We start from the raw sequence: 19,448 nt of genomic DNA on the forward strand, positions 1-19,448 counted from the left end.
GGTCTCTTACGGCGCGGCCGGCTCCGGCAGGTCCAGCACCAGGCTGCCGCTCCAGCGGGTGGCGGCATCGGCGGCGGGCTTGTCCGCGGCGGCGGCACGGCTGAGCTTCATTTCCGAGGCGGCGGCATGCGTGTTGTCACGCACCTGCGCCAGCCAGCGGGCCAGCGCGGGCGCGGGCGTGGCCGTCAGCGTGACCTGGGCGCGGTTGCCCAGCCATTGCATCTGGGCGCTGCCGCCGAGCTCGGCCTGCAGCGATTTCTGCAGCTGCGACTGCAGGTCGCCCATCGGCTGCGGCTGTGCGGGCGACGCGGCGTTCTGGCGCAGTTGCTGGGCCTGGGCCTGCATCTTGAGCATCTGCTGCAACTGCTGGTCTGCCTGGGCATGGCGGGCCGGCGCCGTGCGCAGGCTGCCCAGGGCCGGCGCGACGGCCAGCCACCACAGCAGGGCCAGTGCGAGCAAGGCGCCGGCGACCAGCACCAGAGTCTGTTCGCGGGCGGCCAGCTGCTGCCAGCGCGCGCGCAGCGGCTGCAGCGCCCTGGCCGCCGAGGCGGACGGAGAAATGGAAGACGCCGGATTTTTCATGGGGAGGCCTCCGCCTGCAGCACCCAGTCGCTACCGGCGCGCTCCAGCCGCAGGCCGCTGCCGGCCAGGCTTTGCTGTACATCGGTGAGAGCCTGGCCATCCAGCGCCAGTCCCTGGATGCGCAGCTGGCGCTCCTGGTATTGCAGGCCGGTGGCGGCCTGGATGCCGGGGATCTGGGCGCTGGCCGCAAGCAGGGGCTCTAGGTCGCCGGCCGAGAGCGCACCCGAGGCACTGCGCAGCAGATCCAGTTCGCGCCGCATCTGCACCGGGGCATCCACGATCACGGGAATATGGGGAAAAGTGTCTCTGAGCGTTTGCACGGCCTGCTGCTGGCGCTGGGCGATCGCATGGTTTTCCTTCCAGGCCCAGGCATTGAGGCCGACAAGCTGGGCCACGACAGCCAGGGCCGCGCCCCAGCGGGCGGCCCGCCATTGCGGCGCGCGGCTGAAGCTTTGCCAGGCCTCCTGCAGCCGGCGGCGCCAGCGGGTGTGGCTGCCGAGGTGAAAGTCGAACTGGGCCAGGTCCCAGGGGCTGCGCGCTGCGGCCAGCAGGCGTTGCGCGAACGGCTGGATTTCCACGGGCCGGTTCCAGGCCTCGGTCAGTCGCGTCAGTTGCGGTTCGGCCAGCACGGGGGCATCGGCGGGAAGGGCGGCCAGCAAAGCGGCAATGGCCGAGGCATCGGCTTTCAGCGGCATGGCGGCCAGGCTGGCGCGCCCGTCGATGCCGTTGGCCAGCAGCCAGGGCTGGGCGGCATCGCCCAGCGCCCAGAGCCGGGCCTCGGCCGTGGGCGCCAGCTCGGGCACCAGCCGGGTCACGGCATGGCCCGAGGCCTGCAGGTGCTGCAGATGGCTGCGCAGCCATTGCTTGTCGCAGGCGGCCACCCAGCAAACCTCGGAAGCCTGCGCCTGGGGCGCCAGCGCCAGGTGCAGCGACGCGGGGTCGTCCAGCAGCTTCTCTTCCAGCAGTCCTTCCAGCGCCGCCCTGACGCGGGGTTGCTGGCGGCGGCTGTTCGGGTTCAGGCCCGGCGGCAGCGTGATGGGGTGCCAGGAAAGCATCTGCCATGCCACGACGGCCACGACCGCATCTGCCCGCCCCGCAGCGGGCAGCATGGATGCCGCAGCCTGGCCGCTGTGCTGCACATGCTGGCCGTCGCTGCTCCGGGCGTAGGCGTATTCGCTGGCGGCGCCCGCAGCATGCGCGGGCAGCAGGAGAAACAGTGAACTCATGAGGGGAAATGGCGCATTCTATGGGGGCTATGTGACAGCTGGGTGTTATTGCACCGGGATTGGCGCCTGGACTGCGGGCATACCCCAATCCGCATGCTCCTGCCACAGCGTCGTGACCCGCATGTCGTTGCGCAGCAGCACGGAACGCTGGCTCAGCACATTCTCGCCCAGGCGCAGGCGCCCGCGCGCCTCGAAGTAGCGGGTGAAGACGGCATGCTGGTTGCTGTTGAAAAGGCCGGTCCTGCCCAGCGCCCTGGCCGCGGCATCCAGCGACTTGAAGGGCGCGGTGTTGCGCTGCTGCACCAGCTGGTTGGCGGCGGACCAGTCCAGATCCTCGCTGCTGGCCCAGAGCACTTCGGCGCTGGCGGTATTGAGGTTGACGGGCGTGCGCTCCGGCAGCAGGCTGACATAGGGCTCGATGCGGGCAATCAGCTGGGGGCTGATGCCCAGCCAGGCCAGTTGCGCCACGGTGCGCGGCATGAGTGGCGCATCGGGGCTCTTTCCCTGGGCCTGCTGCAGGCCGTTGGCGATCTGCAGCACCGCGCCGGAGGGCAGGCCCAGGCGGCCGAACAGGCGCACAAAAGGCCTGAGGGTTTCCTCCGTATAGGACTTGCCGGCGGTGTCGAGCAGATTGCGCAGGTTCAGGCGCGACTGCAGGTCGACGATTTCCCCGGACAGGAAGGCGTCGAGCATGTCGGCGCCGCTGTCGTCCGCCTGGCTGACGTTGTTGCGCGCGGCCAGAAAGGTCGAGAGCCGGGCCTCCTGCAAGGGGACGGCCCAGGGTTCGCCCAGGTGGTCGACCTGATTGGTGCGGTTGGCGCGCCCGTCCTCCTGCAGTACCACGCGCGACCAGTCCAGCGCTCCCAGCAGCAGCCAGCCGGCCTGCATGCGGTTGCGCTCCGCACTCTCGATCTCCACGTCGCGCCATTGCTGCCACAGCGCCGCAGCGGCCAGCGTGGCGACCAGCGTGACAGTGAGCATCGCAGCCAGCAGCGCCGCGCCGCGCTGGCGCAGCGAAGGCGTCGTTCCCTTGGGGGCAAGGGCGTGAAGCGGCTTGGGGGGGGCTCATGATCTCGAATTGATGCGCAGCGGGTTTACCCAGTCCACGGTCAGCTTGCCGCTGATGGAGCGGCCTGCGGGCAGGCTGAGCTCCACGCGCACACCGTCGGGCAGGCTGGGCAGGGTGCCGCTGCTGGGTGCGTTGGCGCCGTTGCTGGCGTCGCTGGATTGGGGATTGGTCCAGGCATTGCCCCGGTAGTAATAGATGCGCCACTGCGCCAGCGGCAGCAGCACGGTCTCGCGCGATTGCTGGCTTGTGGAGGGATTGCGCCCCCATTGGCCGGCCTGTATCCAGGCATCGTTCCATTGGCTGGCCGTACGCACGGGCGGCGACTGCCAGCGCACCCACTGGGGCTGGCCGCCGATATTGCGCTGGCTCCAGGCCACGACCACGGCGCCGTTGTCCACGGCGCCGCTGCTCTTGCGGGTCAGGCGCAGCACCAGGCCGTCCCAATCCAGTGCCTGCATGTGCTCCAGCGGCATCAGGGCATTGAGGTCGGCATTCCATTGGGCCAGCACGGTCTGCAGCACGGCCTGCTGCTCGCCCTGCTCGCGGGTGGACTGCTGGGTGCGGATCATGCCGTCCAGGCCGCGCCAGCTCATGAGGGCCAGCAGCGCCAGCGCGGCAATCGCGACCAGCAGCTCGACCAGGGTAAAGCCGCGATCCCGGCTTTTTTTCCGGGCTGAATCAGGCTGGTGGAACATACAGCGGGCACGGCCCAAGCCAGAAACGGTCTGCAAGGGCCTGAGCCGGCCGCGCCGTCCTGCCGCATGGGCTGCCCCGGCAAGGACCGTTGTCCCCCCTGGGGGGAAGGCGCGAAGGGGCTCAGGGAAGGTCATCAATACCGCCCCACAATGGTCGAAACGCGGAGCACCGGCAGGCTGTCGGCGAATACCTGGGCATCCACGCGCCGGAAGCTGGGGTTGGGCGTGGGGCGCACGCTCAGCTGTACCTGCAGGGTCCGGCCGGCCTGTTCGCAGGCCACGGTGCTGTCTCCCACGGTAGGCATCTGCTGCGTCAGGCGCAGTCGCACCAATTCGTTTTGGGCGCACAGCTGGCCCAGCGTCACGTCAGCCTGGCGCTGGGCGTTGCGCGTCAGTGCGCTGCTGGTCTGCAGGCCGGCCATGAGGGCCACGCCCACGATGCCCACGGCAACCAGCACCTCGATCAGGGTGAAGCCGCGCTGGTTTCGTTTCATCTCTGGGCGGCTCCAGGATGAAAAGCGGCGTGGCCGGCGCTTGGCAGAGGGGCTGAGGCTCCATGCAGCGAGCCAAGGGGAGGGCTTGTTGCTCTCATGGGCTGGTCGTCTGCACGGTAAAGGGCCTGAGGCCGTCGGTGGCGATGCGCAGCGGTGCCAGCGACGACTGGGGCAATGACAGCGTGATGCTTTGTGCAGGGATCAAAGGCTCGGGCCCCAGCACCAGCGGCGTGACGGGCTGTACCTGCACGACGGCCTGCAGCCATTGGGTCGGCATGGTGACATGCTTGGGCAGTCCATCGAAGCGAAAGCCATGGCCCACGGGGCGCCAGGTCACCAGGCTGCCGTTGGTGCGCGCCTGGGCCCGGGCCGATTCCAGCAGCGTGGCCAGGCGCTGGGCTTCGCGCTCGAGCTGCTGCTCGCCGCTGTCGCGCAGGCTCAGGCTGATGCCCGCCGTGGCCAGCGCCATCAGACTGATGACCACCAGCAACTCAAGCAGGGTGAAGCCTTTTTGAAAGGACGGCATGGAGCGCAAAGAAGTCACAAGCTGCAATTACCGCATGCAGCAAGAGAGCGTGATGCCACAGGCTCCGCCGCCGTGCTGTTTCCAAGGCGGGGTTCGGCGCAGCCGGTCAGGGCCCCCGTGGGCAGGCTGCGGCCACATGCAGTGATCAGGCGCGGAGGGCATATGCTCCGCCGCCGGGCCGCTCCCAAGGCGGGGCTCGGCGCAGCCGGTCAGGGCCCCTTTGGGGGGCAGCGACCACACGGAGTGAGGGAGCGTGGGGGCCATTTCCTTACTGCCAGCTGCCGATATCGGCATCCTTGCCCTCGCCGCCGGCCTTGCCGTCCGCACCGAAGGACATGATGTCGATGGCGCCCTTGACGCCGGGGTTCAGGTATTGGTACGGATGGCCCCAGGGGTCGTTGGGCAGCTTTTCCAGATAGGGCTTCCAGTTGTTTGGAATGGGGCCGGACGTGGGCTTGGTCACCAGGGCCTGCAGGCCCTGTTCCGAAGTCGGGTAGCGCTGGTTGTCCAGGCGGTAGAGCTTGAGCGCCTGGTTGATGTTGGCGATGTCCGTCTTGGCCGCGGTCACGCGCGCGTCGTCGGCGCGGTCCAGCACATTGGGTACGATGAGGGCCGCTAGCACGCCGATGATGACAAGCACCACCATCAGCTCGATCAGGGTGAAGCCTCGTGTGAATGTGTGGCGAATGGCAGACAGCGGGCGGCGGCGGGTGGTCGTCATGTGGCTCTGTGGGAATAAGGCGGAACCCCCCCATCATAATTGGGCAATGCGAATACTTTCTTTCAATGCCGGCCCCGGGGCGCGGGGCGGCTCCTGGTCCGTCAAGCTGCTTACCCTGCTGCTGTGGGCGCTGGCGGTCGGCGTGGTGGTTTTCTGGTGCCTGCGCTGGAGTTCGGCCGCCTCGGGCCCGCTGCCCGCACCGGCTCCGGAGCCGGCGTTGCAGGTGGATGCCTCGGCCCTGGCCAAGGCGCTGGGTGCGGTAGCCATGCCGGCCGCAGCGCCTGCGGCGGCTCCGGTGAGCAGCCGCTATGCGCTGCTGGGCGTGCTGGCGGGCCGGGATTCGGGCGCGGGCTCTGCCGTGATCGCGGTGGGCGGCCAGCCGGCCAAGTCCTTTCGCGTGGGCGATACGGTGGAGGATGGCGTGGTGCTCCAGTCCCTGGCGGCCCGCGAAGCGCGGCTGGGCAGCAGCATGCAGGGACCGGCGACCACCGTGCTGGAGCTGAAGAAACCCCTTTAGTGAAGAAACTCCTTTAGGTTTGGCACTGTCTCTTTTGCCAGAGACGCCGAGCAAGAGCCGCCTCGCGGTGGGGGCGCCTAGCCGAAGGCGTCGTCCCCCTCCGGGGGGAAGGCGCGCAGCGCCTCAGGGGGGCAGTCCAACTCTCATCCACTGCCCGTAACGCGGCGCCGGCAATGTCCATTGCGTGCTGTGAGGCAGCGCCGCTCCATGCTCGAGCAGCCATTGCACGCAGCGCGCCACGCCGGCATGAGCAATCCAGACGATGTGCTCCGCAGATTCGGCCCGGGCATCCTGCAGGGCGCTGTTCACCCGGGCCAGCATATGCGCCAGGGACTCGCCGCCGCCCGGTGCATGCAGGGCCAAATCGTCGGCCCAGGCGGCAATGGCTTCCTCGCCGATGGCATCCCAGTGCCTGCCTTCCCAGTGTCCGAAATCCATTTCCAGCAGACGCGCATCGGCCGTTGAGGTGAAGCTGGCATCCAGCCCTTGCAGGGCAAGCGCCAGCTGCTCGCAACGCCGTAGCGGGGAGTGGCGGATGACGCAGCCTTGCTGCAATGCGGCCAAGGCCTGGTGCAGCGACCGGGCGGCCTGCCGCGTGGCCTGGGGATCGACGGCCACGTCGAGCCGGCCGTAGCAGCTGTCGGCGGCGACCAGGGGGCGGGCATGGCGTATCAGCCAGAGCGTTTTCATGCCAGGCGCTCCATGGTGACAAGCGCGGCGAGCAGCATGGCCAGTTCGCTAAGCTGCTGGCAGGCGCCCAGGCAGTCGCCCGTCATGCCACCCAGGCGCCGGCGCAGCCAGCGTTGCACCCGCCAGGTGGTGACCGCCCCGGCAGTCAGCATGCCGGGCAAAAGATAGGGGGTGTGCAGCTGGCACAGCAGCCACAGGGCCGGCAGGCACCAGACCGAACCCGCGAACAGGCCCTTGCCGTCCAGCTGCCTGCCGGCGATATGCAGGGTCTTGCTGGTGGCTGCCAGGCCCACATGGGGCAGGGTGCGCATGAGCGCCAGCGGCGCAAGGCGCGAGAGCACATGCACGCAGCCGATCAGCACGGCGGCGGAGGCGGGCTGCAGCACGGCCACCAGGCCGGCCGTCAAGGCCACCTTGGCCAGCAAGGCCATGACCAGCGCCATGACGCCATAGGCGCCCACACGCGAGTCCTTCATGATCTCCAGCGCCCGCTCGGGCGGCACCATTCCGCCCAGGCCGTCGGCCACATCGGCCAGACCGTCTTCGTGAAAGCCTCCGGTCAGCCACAGAGTGCCCAGCGTGGCCAGGGCCGCGGCAATCAGCGGCATCCAGGGATTGGGCTGCAGCGCCCAGCCCGTGCCGGCCAGCACCAGTCCGGCCCACAGGCCGACCAGCCAGCCCACGCCCGGAAGGTGGGCAGCGCTCTGGCGCTGCAGCTCGGGACTCCATCCCACCCAGGCCGCCAGCCGCCCGGTGACCGGAATGCGGCTGAAGAACTGCACGGCCAGCAGGAGATGGCGCACGGTTTGCATGGGTTCTGGATCGATCCTGAAAAGTGAGCTATCAGCGCTTTTCCATCAAGCGTTTGAGGCCAAAAAGACTTGAATTTTTACTTCAGGAAGAGCTGGTAGGCCGGGTTGTTGGTCTCTTCCACCCACGGGTAGCCCAGGTTCTTCAGGAAGGCGTCGAACTTCTTGCTGTCCTTGGCAGGCACCTGCATGCCCACCAGGATGCGGCCATAGTCCGCACCCTGGTTGCGGTAGTGGAACAGCGAAATGTTCCAGGTCGGCGCCATCAGGCTCAGGAACTTGAACAGCGCGCCCGGGCGCTCGGGAAAGACGAAGCGCAGCAGGCGCTCGTCGTGGGCCAGCGGCGAATGGCCGCCCACCATGTGGCGCAGGTGTTCCTTGGCCATCTCGTCGAAGGTCAGGTCGATGGCGTCGAAGCCGTTCTTCTGGAAGTTGCGGGTGATCTTCTCGGACTCGCCCTTGGCCGCCGTGGTCAGACCCACGAAGACATGGGCCTTGTTCTCGTGGCTGATGCGGTAGTTGAACTCGGTCACGCTGCGCTGGCCGCCGGGCAGCTTGCCCACCACCTCGCAGAAATGCTTGAAGCTGCCGCGTTCCTCGGGAATGGTCACGGCAAACAGGGCCTCGCGCTCCTCGCCGACCTCGGCGCGCTCGGCCACGAAGCGCAGGCGGTCGAAGTTCATGTTGGCGCCGCACAGGATGGCGGCGTAGGTCTCGCCCTTGGTCTTGTGCCTGGCCACGTACTGCTTGATGGCGGCCACGGCCAACGCGCCCGAAGGCTCGACGATGGAGCGGGTGTCCACGAAGATGTCCTTGATGGCCGCGCAGACGGCGTCGGTGTCCACCACCACATAGTCGTCCACCAGGTCCTTGGCGATGCGGAAGGTTTCCTCGCCCACCAGCTTCACGGCCGTGCCGTCGGCAAACAGGCCCACATCGGGCAGTTCCACGCGCTGGCCGGCGGTGACGGACTGGAGCATGGCGTCCGAATCCTTGGTGTGCACCCCGATGACCTTGATGTCCGGACGCACGGCCTTGATGTAGTTGGCCACGCCGGAAATCAGGCCGCCGCCGCCGATGGCCACGAACACCGCATCCAGGCGCGGGCTGCCCAGTTTCTGAAGCTGGCTCAGCATTTCCATGGCAATCGTGCCCTGGCCGGCAATCACATCGGGATCGTCGAACGGGTGGACAAAGGTCAGGCCCTCGGTCTTTTGCAGCTTGACGGCATGCTTGTAGGCATCGGAATAGCTCTCACCCGCCAGCACCACCTCGCCGCCCAGTGCGGCCACGGCATCGATCTTGACCTGGGGGGTGGTCGTGGGCATCACGATCACGGCGCGGCAGCCCAGCTTCTTGGCGCCCAGCGCCACGCCCTGGGCATGGTTGCCGGCCGAGGCGCAGATCACGCCGCGCGCCAGCTGCTCGGCCGAGAGGTTGGCCATCTTGTTGTAGGCGCCACGCAGCTTGAAGCTGAACACGGGCTGCTGGTCCTCGCGCTTGAGCAGCACCTTGTTGTGCAGCCGGCGGCTGAGGTTTTTGGCGGGTTCCAGATCCGACTCCACGGCCACGTCATACACGCGGGCGTTGAGAATGCGGGTCAGATAGTCGGCGGGAGTCAGGGCGTTGGTCATCGTGCAAAGCAAAAGCAGGTCGTCCAGGCGGGGCTGGAGCTGGGAGCGCCGGCGGTGCGCCAGCAGGGAGATGGCACGGCGGCGCAGCCCGGCCATCATAGGCGCTTGCCTGTTGCGCTGCAGGGACGGCGCAGAAGTGCTGTTTTGCACAGGCAAAAAAAAGCCCCCAGACAGAAATCTAGGGGCTGAATCCACCATTAGAGGAGGTGGAGGAGACAATCGGTGCGATGCAGATCAGGGCTATCCATGACTCTGCAGTCTATCTGCGGGTTTCACCTCACAGGTAACGCTTGGGATGTATTGTATGGATTTTTATGCGGCGGTGCAAAAAAATTCGGGTTTTTCTGGATCTGATGCAAAATTGCAACAAATTTGAGAGGATGCAGCAATGGAATGCACGGTAAGTTGGACGGGCGCCACGACGGGAACGCGCTCTGGCATGGGTTTTGTGGCCGAAACCGGCAGCGGCCATATCGTCAACATGGATGGCGCACCCGATGAAAAGACCCCGGCCAATGGCGGCCGCAATCAGGCGCCACGCCCCATGGAGATGCTGCTGGCAGGCGCCGGCGGCTGCACGGCCTATGACGTGGTGCTCATCCTCAAGCGTGGCCGCCACGACGTGAGGGGCTGCAGCGTACAGCTGACTTCCGAGCGTGCGGAGACCGACCCCAAGGTCTTCACCAAGATTCACATGCAGTTCACGGTGACCGGCAGGAATCTGCCCTCCACAGCCGTCGAACGTGCGATTGCCATGAGCCATGACAAATACTGCTCGGCCACCATCATGCTGGGCAAGACGGCTGAAATCACCACAGGCTTTGATATCGTGGAAGCCTGATTGAGTGGACAGCCAACAGGAAGCGGATCTGTGCGGATCGCTTCCTGTTCAAGGCGATCAGAGGCGGTGTGCCGTGACGGTCATCACCTTGGCCGCAATGCGCATCAGGCCCTGGGCGATCGGAGGCAGCTGCATTGCCCCTTCATCGATGGCCGCGGCTGCATGGCGCTCTTCATCTTCCTTCATGCGCTCCACCACGGCGCGCGAAGCCGCGTCCTCATCGGGCAGGCGGCCCAGATGGCTTTCCAGGTGCTTTGACACCTGGTTTTCCGTTTCCACCACGAAGCCCAGGCTGGCCGCGTCGCTGAGCTTGGCCGCTATCGTGCCGATGGCAAAGGCGCCTGCAAACCACAGCGGATTCAGCAGCGAGGGGCGGTCGCCCAGAGCATGCAGCCGCTCGCGCGTCCAGGCCAGGTGGTCCATCTCCTCGCGCGCCGCCTGCAGCAGGTGCTCGCGCAAGGCCATGTCTTTGGTCACCATGGCCTGGGCGTTGTACAGCGCCTGCGCGCAGACCTCGCCGACATGATTGACGCGCATCAAGGCGCCGGAGAGCCTGCGCTGCTCCTCGGTCAGGGGTGCTTCGGCAATACCATGAGCAGGAGAACGCTCGGCGGCCACGGGGTCGGCAAACAGGGTGCGGAGTGCTGCATCGGCAGCGGTCAGGAATTGGTCCATGGCAGATTGGAAAACGATGCGGATCTGGGCGCCAACGGTACATCAACGGGGCCGGCGCAGGGTTTGAGCCTGGGCAATCAATGCGGCAAAGCGTCAGGGACTGTACTGATTGTGCAGCACCGGATGTTTGTTGCGGCAGTGCAACGAAAACGCGTCGTATCAGCCCTTTTTGGGTGAATTTCTTTGCGCTTGGGGCGGGGGTCTGGTGCAATAGGCAACAACTTCCCCACCAGGAGGTTGGCGCGGGAAACCGGTGGAGCAGGAGACAAGTCTCTCTCCCATAGAACCGGCGCCCTTCTAAACCTTGGAGTAACTCGTAATGAAAAAATCTCTGATTGCCCTGGCAGTGCTGGCCGCTTCCGGCGCCGCAATGGCTCAATCCTCCGTGACCCTGTTCGGTATCGTTGATACCGGCATCTCCTACGTGAACAAGGATGCAGCTGGCGACAGCCGTTACGGCGTCGGCACCAGCGGCAACGCAACCAGCCGTCTGGGCCTGCGTGGCACAGAAGACCTGGGTGGTGGTCTGAAGGCTGGCTTCTGGCTGGAAGGCGAAATCTTCGGTGACAGCGGCAACGCTTCGGGCTTCAACTTCCGCCGCGAATCCACCGTGCGCCTGTCGGGCAACTTCGGTGAAGTTCGCCTGGGTCGTGAAACCACCCCCACGTTCCGTACTTCCCTGAAGTATGACGTGTTCGGCGCCACCGGTATCGGCCAATTCATGGGCTACGCCGACTGGGCTGGCACTGGTATTGCTGACGGCAACACCATCCGTAAGGACAACATGCTGTCCTACTCCACCCCCAACTTCAATGGCTTCAACGCCAACATCAGCTACGCTTTCGACGAAAACGCTAGCGGTGCAGGCAAGACTGGCCGTTATTTCGGTGGTAACGTTGGCTACGACAACGGCCCCATCAGCGCTACCCTGGCCTACGGCAAGCTGAACCTGGTTGGCGGCGACCGCGACGAAATCGAAATCGGTGCTTCGTACAACTTCGGCGTGGCCAAGCTGACTGGCCTGGCACAGCAAGTGAAGTACAAGTGGGACGGCGCTCCCAACCAGAAGTTCAACAACTACCTGATCGGCGTGTCCGCTCCTGTGGGTGGCGTGGGCGAAGTCAAGGCTCAGTACGCCTACTACGACCAGAAGGGCAACGACACCAAGGCTCAACAGCTGTCGCTGGGCTATGTGCACAACCTGTCCAAGCGTACTGCTCTGTACGGCACCGTTGCTTACATGAAGAACAACAACGGTTCCACCCTGGGCCTGCAAGCCAAGCAAGTGTATGCCGGTGGCGTGCAGTCCGGCGTGAACCAGACTGGCGTGCAGCTGGGCATTCGCCACGCTTTCTAATCTGATGCTGGCTTAAGCCAGTATCTGCTTAGACAAAAAAAGGGCCTGTCGCAAGACAGGCCCTTTTTTCATGGTGCCAATCAAAGGGAAAACACGAAGAAGGGAAAGCCTGAGAGGGAAAGGCCTGTGTTGCGCTTGTGCAAATGGTTATGTGAGGAAACCAAGCGTTTCTAGAATGCAAGTTCCACCAACCATTATTAACAAGAGAGAGACAACGCAATGGCTTCTTCATTTGTGAAAACAACAATTGCAATGGCTGTTCTGGGAGGCGCGGCATCTCTGGCCTCGGCGCAAAGCAGTGTGCAGCTGTACGGCATTGTGGATGCGGCAATCCGGCATACCAATAACGAAGGTCCCAACAAAGGTGGCCTGACGAAAATGATCGGCGGCGGCATGTCGCAAAGCCGGTGGGGTATCAATGTCACCGAGGATCTGGGTGGCGGACTGTCGGCCATCGCGAATCTGGAAAACCGCTTCACCACCGACGATGGTGTGACTCCTGCACCAGGGCTCACCTATTTCGCGCAATCCTGGGTGGGCCTGCGCAGCAAGAGCTTTGGCCAGCTCACCATGGGTCGCCAGTACAACATCCTGTTCGACTTGGTGACGACGTCCTATGCCTCTTTCCCGTATTCCCCCTATATGGAGGCCTATAAGCCCGAGCTGGGTATGGCCATGGGCGCGCGTGCCAACAACATGCTCAAGTATGTTGCCGAGTTTGGTCCCGTGCGGGCCGGCCTGCAGTATTCCTTTGATGAAGGCGAGACCGTTGCCAAGAGGGGGGCATTTGCTCCGACCCCTGGCACTGCGCTGAAGACCGCGGGTGGCTATTTGCGCTATTCCAACCAGGGAATTTCTGCTGGCGCCGCGTATCTGAGCACCACGTTGCCCGGCGGCACCAAGGTGGATGCCTATACGCTGGGTGGCTCCTATCGCACGGGCCCCTGGTATCTGATGGCCGGTTATGCAGCGAATAAGCGTAAGGATTTGCAGGGTGGCCCAGCCAATAATGCGGTGGATATCGGCGTTCTCAATTCCTTCTGGACAGGTGCTTCGAACGGAGGCTTTGTCGCAGGCGCCAGTCCGCTGAATGCCGCCAACAAGCGGGAAATGTTCAAGATCGGCTTTGGTTATCAGATCACGCCTCAGCTGAACGCTGGACTGCATTACTACCATGCCAAGCAGAAAGGTTCCGCGACCGGTGACTTCAACGGCAAGGCCGATTTCATCGTGGCGGTTGCAGACTATGCATTCTCCAAGCGTACCGATGCCTACTTCGGCATCGACCACACCAAGGTCAGCGGGGGCGCTGGCGTGGCTCTGGATGGTACCAATGGCGCCACGAAACGGACCGGTATCACCGTGGGCTTGCGTCACCGTTTCTAAAAAGCGCAAGGCCGCAAAAAAGCTCCCTATGGGAGCTTTTTTGCTCAGGTGTAGCGCTTGGCGCGCAGGTTGTCCTTCATCTGTTCCAGCGCGGGCTGCAGTGCCGGGCCGATGCGCAAGGCGACGCAGGTGGCAAGCACGTCAATGATGAGCAGGTGCAGCAGGCGCGAAACCATGGGGCTGTAGCGGTCGTAGCCTTCGGGGTGGTCGGCGGCCAGGTGGATCTGGCAGGCAGACGCCAGGGGGGGAGCCGCTGGCCGTGATGGCGATGGTGGTGGCGCCGTTCTTGCGAGCAATGTCGGCCGCATCCATGAGGTCGCGCGTACGCCCGGAGTTGGAGATGATGACCACACAATCGCCGGGACCCAGCAGGGTGGCGCTCATGACCTGCATGTGGCCGTCGCTGGTGGCCAGGCTGGTCACGCCCAGACGAAAGAATTTGTGCTGGGCATCGAGGGCCACGATGCCCGAATTGCCGGCTCCATAGAACTCTATGCGCCTGCCCGTCTGCCAGGTCGCGGCAATCGCCTGGGCGGCTTGCTCGATGGCCGTGGTGCTGGCTGCGTTTCGGTATTGGAGAAAGGCGGCCACGGCGTTGTCCACCACCTTCACCATGACATCGGCCGTCTTGTCGTCGCTGTCCACGCTGCGGTGGATGAAGGGCACGCCTTCGCTGACGCTTCCGGCCAGTTTCAGCTTGAAGTCGGCCAGGCCGTCATAGCCCATGCTGCGGCAAAAGCGCACCACGGTGGGTTTGCTGACGTGGGCGCGTTCGGCAAGCTCCCTGACCGGCAGATGGGCAAATGCACGGGGATCGGCAAGCACCAGTCGGGCAACCCGCTGCTCGGCGGGTGCAAGTGAGGGAAGTGAGGCGGTGATGCGATCCAGCATGTTCGATGTTCGGGCAGCGGAAACTCTATCCAGAAAAATCTCCGAAAGCTTCAAGCATAAGGCGTGAGCATTGGTGGCGGCAGCAAAATAGCTGAATGAAAAAGGCGTATCGGCGCTTGTCGAGGGTTAACAAGTGGTTATCCAGGCCGCCGGCTTGCAAATATCGGGCCGGGCGGGCTCTAAACTTGATGGTCTATGGATGTGACGGCGTTGGCCGCACTTTATAACCAACCGTTGGAGTGTGTATGAACCAGTTGGAAGCTCTGCGACAGTTCACGACCGTGGTGGCCGACACGGGAGATTTTCATCAACTGGCTCAGTTCCGTCCCCAGGATGCGACAACCAATCCGTCGCTGATCCTGAAAGCGGTGCAAAAGCCCGAATATGCGCCTCTGATGCGGACGACGGTGGCGCAGTGGAAAGGACGCTCGCTTGACGAAATCATGGACCGCATGCTGGTGCGTTTCGGCTGCGAGATCCTGGACCTGATTCCGGGCCGTGTATCCACCGAGGTGGATGCACGCCTGTCTTTCGATACCGACGCCACGGTGGCGAGGGCCGAGCGCCTGATCGAGCTGTACCAGGCCAGCGGCGTGCATGTCGACAGGGTGCTGATCAAGATCGCCTCCACCTGGGAAGGCATTGAGGCCGCGCGCCTGTTGGAGCAAAAAGGCATCCATACCAATCTGACATTGCTGTTCTCGTTCTGCCAGGCGGTCGCCTGTGGTCAGGCCAGAGTGCAGCTGATTTCGCCGTTTGTCGGCCGGATCCATGACTGGTACAAAAAGCAGGCCGGCGCCCAGTGGGATGATGCCGCGATGGCGGGCCATAACGATCCCGGCGTGGCTTCCGTGCGCAGGATCTACGAGCACTACAAGCACTTCGGCATTGCGACCGAAGTGATGGGCGCGAGCTTTCGCAACACGGGGCAGATCCTGGCCCTGGCCGGATGCGATTTGCTGACCATTGCGCCCGAGCTGTTGGCGCAACTGGCCGCGGTGGATACGGCGGCAGCACCGGTGGCGTGTGCGCTTGATGGCGAGCAGGCTGCGAAGCTGGCTCTGGAGCCGGTGCATTACGATGAAAGCAGTTTCCGTTTTGCCCTGAACGAAGATGCGATGGCAACGGAGAAGCTGGCCGAAGGCATCCGGGCTTTCGCTGCCGACACCCGCAAGCTGGAAGCATTGATGCAGCAGGCTGCGGACTGAGGAGTTTTTCTTGACCTTGTTATGCCATGGTCTGCCGGCCTGGGAGGCTTTGCAGACCCACCACCGCGAACAGATGCTGTCCATGGATCTGCGTGCGGCTTTTGCGCAGGACGGCGCCCGTCTTGCCAATCTCAGCATGCAGGCGCCGCATGTGTTTGCCGATCTTTCCAAGAATCTCTGGAGCGCGGAGACGGAGCGGTTGCTGCGCGACCTTGCCAGGCAAAGCCGTGTGCAGGAAAAACGCGATGCCATGCTGGCCGGCGCAGCGGTGAACTGCACGGAAGAGCGGGCCGCCATGCACTGGATGCTGCGCATGCCCCGGGATGGAGGACTGCTGCAGCATAATGCCGTGCGGCAAGCGTGGGCTGTTGCCATGGAAGAAGCCCTGGCCGAAGTGCATGAAACCCGGGCAGCCATGCTCGCGCTTGCCGAGCAGGTGAGGGCGGACGACAGCATTACCGACATTGTCAATATCGGCATCGGCGGCTCGCATCTGGGGCCCGAAGTCGTGGTCAATGCGCTGGAGGACTGGGTCGACACAGGCAAGTGCTTCCACTTCGTCTCCAATGTCGACGGGCATGAGCTGGGCCATGTGCTGCGCAAGGTCCGGCCGCACAGCACGCTGTTCCTGGTCGCTTCCAAATCCTTCACCACGGCGGAGACCATGCTCAATGCGCGCTCGGCGCGGCAGTGGTTTCTGGATCAGGGCGGCAGCGAGGACCCGGCAGCTGCATGCTCCATCGACCGGCACTTTGTGGCACTGACCAGCAATGTGCAGGCCGCGGCAGAGTTCGGTATCCGGCGCACGCTGGGTTTCTGGGATTGGGTCGGCGGCCGCTTTTCCCTGTGGTCTTCCATCGGTCTGCCGATTGCGATCGCCGTGGGGGCCCGGCAATTCCAAGCCATGCTCGATGGCGCGCATGCCATGGATGCCCACTTCTTTACGGCGGCCATGGACCAGAACCTGCCCATGCGCCTGGGACTGCTGGATGTCTGGTACCGGGATTTCTGGAATTTTTCCAGCCGTTGTATCGCTCCCTACAGTCATGGCTTGCGGCGCCTGACGGCCTATCTGCAGCAGCTGGAGATGGAGAGCAACGGCAAGGGCGTGACGCGTGACGGCCAGCCCCTGGCCGTGAAAACGGCGCCCGTGATCTGGGGCGAACCGGGCACCAACGGCCAGCATGCCTTCTTCCAGATGCTGCACCAGGGCCAGGACGTGATTCCCGTGGAGTTCATTGCCTTGCGCGACGGCGGCAAATACCTGGGCGCGCACCACCAGAGCCTGGTGGTCAATGCGATTGCCCAGGCCCAGGCCCTGATGGTGGGGCGTGACGGCGAAGGCGCCGAGAAATACTGTCCGGGAAACCGCCCCAGCACCTTCTTGCTGCTGCAGCAGCTGGATCCGGCCGCATTGGGGGCATTGATCGCGCTGTACGAGCAGCGCATCTTTGTCTCCGGAGCGGTCTGGGACATCAACAGCTTTGACCAGTGGGGCGTGGAGCTGGGCAAGCAGCTGGCCAGGCAACTGAATGCGCGCCTGGAAAGCGGGGACTGGAATGGCGTGGATGCGTCCACGCTGGGCCTGATGCAGCGCCTGACGGCCACGCAAGCCTGCTGAAGCTGTCTTGTGTGGCAGTAGCGCTGTGATGCTCCTGATAAGGTAGCGGCTAGCGTCTACCTGGCCTGCGCCTGGAGCTGTTTTGATCCGCAAATAGAAAAGGCCGCAAGATGCGGCCTTTTCTATCGAGGGGGAAGCTGAATGGCATTGCAGCCATCCAGCAAGCCGGTGGGCAATTACATGCCCATGCCGCCCATGCCACCCATGCCGCCCATGTCGGGCATGGCAGGGGCTGCGTCAGCCTTGGGGGCCTCAGCAATCATGCACTCGGTGGTCAGCAGCAGCGAAGCCACGGAAGCGGCGTTCTGCAGGGCGGTGCGGGTCACCTTGGTGGGATCCAGGATACCCATTTCCAGCATGTCGCCGTAGGTGTCGTTGGCAGCATTGAAGCCGTAGTTGCCCTTGCCGTTCAGCACGGCGTTCACGACCACCGAAGGCTCGCCACCGGCGTTGGCCACGATCTCGCGCAGGGGCGCTTCCACGGCCTTGAGCACCAGCTTGATGCCGGCGTCCTGCTCGGCGTTGCCGGTGGACAGCTCGCCCACGGCTTGCTTGGCGCGCAGCAGGGCCACGCCGCCGCCGGCCACGATGCCTTCTTCCACGGCAGCGCGGGTGGCGTGCAGCGCGTCTTCCACGCGTGCCTTCTTTTCCTTCATTTCGACTTCGGTGGCAGCGCCCACCTTGATCACGGCCACGCCGCCGGCCAGCTTGGCCACGCGCTCTTGCAGCTTCTCGCGGTCGTAGTCGGAAGTGGCTTCCTCGATCTGGATGCGGATCTGCTTGACGCGGGCTTCGATTTCCTCGGCCTTGCCGGCACCGTCGATGATGGTGGTGTTTTCCTTGCCGATCTCGACGCGGGCAGCCTGGCCCAGGTCTTCCAGGGTCACCTTGTCCAGCGACAGGCCCACTTCTTCAGCGATCACCTTGCCGCCGGTCAGGATGGCGATGTCTTCCAGCATGGCCTTGCGGCGGTCGCCGAAGCCGGGAGCCTTGACGGCCACGACCTTCAGGATGCCGCGGATGGTGTTGACCACCAGGGTGGCCAGGGCTTCGCCTTCGACGTCTTCTGCAATGATCAGCAGGGGACGGCCGGCCTTGGCCACGGCTTCCAGCGTGGGCAGCAGGTCGCGGATGTTGCTGATCTTCTTGTCGAACAGCAGCACGAAGGGGTTGTCCAGCAGGGCAACCTGCTTTTCAGGGTTGTTGATGAAGTAGGGCGACAGGTAGCCACGGTCGAACTGCATGCCTTCCACGACGTCCAGTTCGTTGGCCAGGCTCTTGCCTTCTTCCACGGTGATCACGCCTTCCTTGCCGACCTTGTCCATGGCCTGGGCAATGATCTCGCCCACGTCGGAGTCGGAGTTGGCGGAGATCGTGCCCACCTGGGCGATTTCCTTGGAGGTGGTGGTGGCCTTGGATTGCTTCTTCAGCTCATCCACCAGGGCGGCGACGGCCTTGTCGATGCCGCGCTTGAGGTCCATGGGGTTCAGGCCGGCGGCCACGTACTTGGAGCCCTCGCGCACGATGGCCTGTGCCAGCACGGTTGCGGTGGTGGTGCCGTCGCCGGCGATGTCGTTGGTCTTGGAGGCCACTTCCTTCACGAGCTGGGCGCCCATGTTCTGCAGCTTGTCCTTCAGTTCCACTTCCTTGGCCACGGACACGCCGTCCTTGGTCACGGTAGGGGCGCCGAACGAGCGCTCCAGCACCACGTTGCGGCCCTTGGGACCCAGGGTGACCTTCACGGCGTTGGCCAGGATGTTCACGCCTTCGACCATGCGGGCACGTGCTTCACCACCGAAAACTACGTCTTTTGCTGCCATTTTTGGCTCCTAAGAATTTGATTCAATTTGGCTGCCAGTGCTTTCTCATGAAGCGCTGGAAGCTATGAAAATAAGAGTAACTGTATGCGGGTGCTTTTGTCTGCAGCCGGGCTTTCAGCCCTTGACTTCGCTATGCGAAGTCAGCCTTCGACGAAAGTGATTGCCCGCAGGGCCATCACTTTTCGACGACTGCGAACAGGTCGTCTTCCTTCATCACCAGCAGCTCGTCGCCGTTGACCTTGACGGTCTGGCCGCTGTACTTGCCGAACAGAACGCGGTCGCCGACCTTCACGTTCAGGGCGATGGTTTCACCCTTGTCATTCTTCTTGCCGGGGCCCACAGCCAGCACCTCGCCCTGATCGGGCTTTTCGGCGGCGTTGTCGGGGATCACGATGCCCGAAGCCGTCTTGGTTTCGTTTTCGAGGCGCTTGACGATCACGCGATCGTGCAGGGGACGCAGGTTCATACCAACTCCTAATTCATCAACAAAGTTGAAACAAGACTTGCCAGCCGCAAGGACCGGCTTCCGGAAGATATGGGATCAAGAGCCTGTTAGCACTCGACCCCGTTGAGTGCTAATAATAAGGCAAATTCTGGCAGTTTCAAGAGCCACATGACCGGCATTGCAGGGGATAGGGCCGCAGGCCGGCAGGCTTTGGTGGACAAGCGCCGCACTTGAGTCTTTC

General features: G+C 64.1%; 19 protein-coding genes and 1 pseudogene. 6 read left to right on the forward strand and 14 right to left on the reverse strand.

Annotated features, from left to right (window positions below; all coding sequences use genetic code 11):
* Positions 1 to 6: 6 nt before the first annotated feature.
* From V8Z74_RS00680 to gspG, 7 genes are all read right to left on the reverse strand, one after another.
* Positions 7 to 582 carry a type II secretion system protein M gene (locus V8Z74_RS00680; RefSeq protein ID WP_349707424.1) on the reverse strand — a complete coding sequence of 192 codons (576 nt, stop codon included), beginning with the start codon at positions 580 to 582 and terminating at the stop codon, positions 7 to 9.
* Positions 579 to 1,808, reverse strand: coding sequence for a type II secretion system protein GspL (gspL, locus tag V8Z74_RS00685; protein WP_349707425.1), 1,230 nt, complete (start codon positions 1,806 to 1,808; stop codon positions 579 to 581). The genes V8Z74_RS00680 and gspL overlap by 4 nt, the downstream gene beginning before the upstream one ends.
* Before the next feature lie 45 nt (positions 1,809 to 1,853).
* A complete protein-coding gene (gene gspK / locus V8Z74_RS00690; RefSeq protein ID WP_502879416.1) occupies positions 1,854 to 2,789 on the reverse strand; it encodes a type II secretion system minor pseudopilin GspK in 936 nt (311 codons plus the stop codon).
* Between the two features lie 84 nt (positions 2,790 to 2,873).
* A complete protein-coding gene (locus V8Z74_RS00695) occupies positions 2,874 to 3,572 on the reverse strand; it encodes a prepilin-type N-terminal cleavage/methylation domain-containing protein (RefSeq protein WP_349707426.1) in 699 nt (232 codons plus the stop codon).
* Positions 3,573 to 3,706: 134 nt separating this feature from the next.
* Positions 3,707 to 4,066, reverse strand: a complete 360-nt coding sequence (gene gspI, locus V8Z74_RS00700) for a type II secretion system minor pseudopilin GspI (protein WP_066473774.1) — start codon at positions 4,064 to 4,066, stop codon at positions 3,707 to 3,709.
* 94 nt (positions 4,067 to 4,160) lie between these two features.
* Positions 4,161 to 4,592: a prepilin-type N-terminal cleavage/methylation domain-containing protein gene (locus V8Z74_RS00705; protein WP_349707427.1), complete on the reverse strand. Its 432-nt coding sequence runs from the start codon at positions 4,590 to 4,592 to the stop codon at positions 4,161 to 4,163.
* A gap of 268 nt (positions 4,593 to 4,860) precedes the next feature.
* Positions 4,861 to 5,313, reverse strand: coding sequence for a type II secretion system major pseudopilin GspG (gene gspG, locus V8Z74_RS00710; RefSeq protein ID WP_349707428.1), 453 nt, complete (start codon positions 5,311 to 5,313; stop codon positions 4,861 to 4,863).
* Positions 5,314 to 5,359: 46 nt separating this feature from the next.
* Between gspG and V8Z74_RS00715 the strand changes: the two genes are divergently transcribed.
* Positions 5,360 to 5,830: a type II secretion system protein N gene (locus V8Z74_RS00715; RefSeq protein WP_349707429.1), complete on the forward strand. Its 471-nt coding sequence runs from the start codon at positions 5,360 to 5,362 to the stop codon at positions 5,828 to 5,830.
* Positions 5,831 to 5,953: 123 nt separating this feature from the next.
* On the opposite strand, the gene V8Z74_RS00720 is transcribed toward V8Z74_RS00715, so the two are convergent.
* The 3 genes from V8Z74_RS00720 to ilvA all read right to left on the reverse strand — a co-directional run bounded on the left by V8Z74_RS00720 (position 5,954) and on the right by ilvA (position 8,963).
* Positions 5,954 to 6,520 carry a histidine phosphatase family protein gene (locus V8Z74_RS00720; protein ID WP_349707430.1) on the reverse strand — a complete coding sequence of 189 codons (567 nt, stop codon included), beginning with the start codon at positions 6,518 to 6,520 and terminating at the stop codon, positions 5,954 to 5,956.
* Positions 6,517 to 7,332 (reverse strand): adenosylcobinamide-GDP ribazoletransferase, encoded by an 816-nt coding sequence (gene cobS, locus V8Z74_RS00725; protein WP_349707431.1) that lies wholly within the window; start codon positions 7,330 to 7,332, stop codon positions 6,517 to 6,519. The genes V8Z74_RS00720 and cobS overlap by 4 nt, the downstream gene beginning before the upstream one ends.
* Positions 7,333 to 7,409: 77 nt before the next feature.
* The gene (gene ilvA / locus V8Z74_RS00730; RefSeq protein ID WP_349707804.1) at positions 7,410 to 8,963 is read right to left on the reverse strand and encodes a threonine ammonia-lyase, biosynthetic; all 1,554 of its coding nucleotides are present in this window, start codon (positions 8,961 to 8,963) and stop codon (positions 7,410 to 7,412) included.
* Positions 8,964 to 9,351: 388 nt separating this feature from the next.
* On the opposite strand from ilvA, the gene V8Z74_RS00735 reads away from it, so the two are divergent.
* Entirely contained in the window at positions 9,352 to 9,804 is a 453-nt protein-coding gene (locus V8Z74_RS00735; RefSeq protein ID WP_066473748.1) for an OsmC family protein, read from the forward strand.
* 57 nt (positions 9,805 to 9,861) lie between these two features.
* On the opposite strand, the gene coq7 is transcribed toward V8Z74_RS00735, so the two are convergent.
* Positions 9,862 to 10,479, reverse strand: coding sequence for a 2-polyprenyl-3-methyl-6-methoxy-1,4-benzoquinone monooxygenase (gene coq7, locus V8Z74_RS00740; RefSeq protein ID WP_349707432.1), 618 nt, complete (start codon positions 10,477 to 10,479; stop codon positions 9,862 to 9,864).
* 319 nt (positions 10,480 to 10,798) lie between these two features.
* On the opposite strand from coq7, the gene V8Z74_RS00745 reads away from it, so the two are divergent.
* Positions 10,799 to 11,836, forward strand: a complete 1,038-nt coding sequence (locus V8Z74_RS00745; protein ID WP_349707433.1) for a porin — start codon at positions 10,799 to 10,801, stop codon at positions 11,834 to 11,836.
* 219 nt (positions 11,837 to 12,055) lie between these two features.
* Positions 12,056 to 13,222, forward strand: a complete 1,167-nt coding sequence (locus V8Z74_RS00750) for a porin (RefSeq protein WP_349707434.1) — start codon at positions 12,056 to 12,058, stop codon at positions 13,220 to 13,222.
* Between the two features lie 44 nt (positions 13,223 to 13,266).
* Here the strand turns inward: V8Z74_RS00750 and V8Z74_RS00755 are convergent.
* Positions 13,267 to 14,113, reverse strand: a pseudogene (locus V8Z74_RS00755) (MurR/RpiR family transcriptional regulator).
* Between the two features lie 245 nt (positions 14,114 to 14,358).
* On the opposite strand from V8Z74_RS00755, the gene tal reads away from it, so the two are divergent.
* Positions 14,359 to 15,321, forward strand: a complete 963-nt coding sequence (tal, locus tag V8Z74_RS00760) for a transaldolase (protein ID WP_349707435.1) — start codon at positions 14,359 to 14,361, stop codon at positions 15,319 to 15,321.
* A 10-nt stretch (positions 15,322 to 15,331) separates the two neighbouring features.
* Positions 15,332 to 16,942: a glucose-6-phosphate isomerase gene (gene pgi, locus V8Z74_RS00765; protein WP_349707436.1), complete on the forward strand. Its 1,611-nt coding sequence runs from the start codon at positions 15,332 to 15,334 to the stop codon at positions 16,940 to 16,942.
* Positions 16,943 to 17,118: 176 nt separating this feature from the next.
* On the opposite strand, the gene groL is transcribed toward pgi, so the two are convergent.
* Together groL and groES are read right to left on the reverse strand one after the other, a co-directional pair.
* On the reverse strand, positions 17,119 to 18,762 hold the full coding sequence (groL, locus tag V8Z74_RS00770) for a chaperonin GroEL (RefSeq protein WP_066473725.1): 1,644 nt from the start codon (positions 18,760 to 18,762) through the stop codon (positions 17,119 to 17,121).
* A 175-nt stretch (positions 18,763 to 18,937) separates the two neighbouring features.
* The gene (groES, locus tag V8Z74_RS00775) at positions 18,938 to 19,228 is read right to left on the reverse strand and encodes a co-chaperone GroES (RefSeq protein WP_066473722.1); all 291 of its coding nucleotides are present in this window, start codon (positions 19,226 to 19,228) and stop codon (positions 18,938 to 18,940) included.
* Between the last annotated feature and the right edge of the window lie 220 nt (positions 19,229 to 19,448).

Source organism: Comamonas sp. w2-DMI (genome assembly GCF_040187735.1).
Lineage (GTDB): Bacteria > Pseudomonadota > Gammaproteobacteria > Burkholderiales > Burkholderiaceae_C > Comamonas > Comamonas terrae.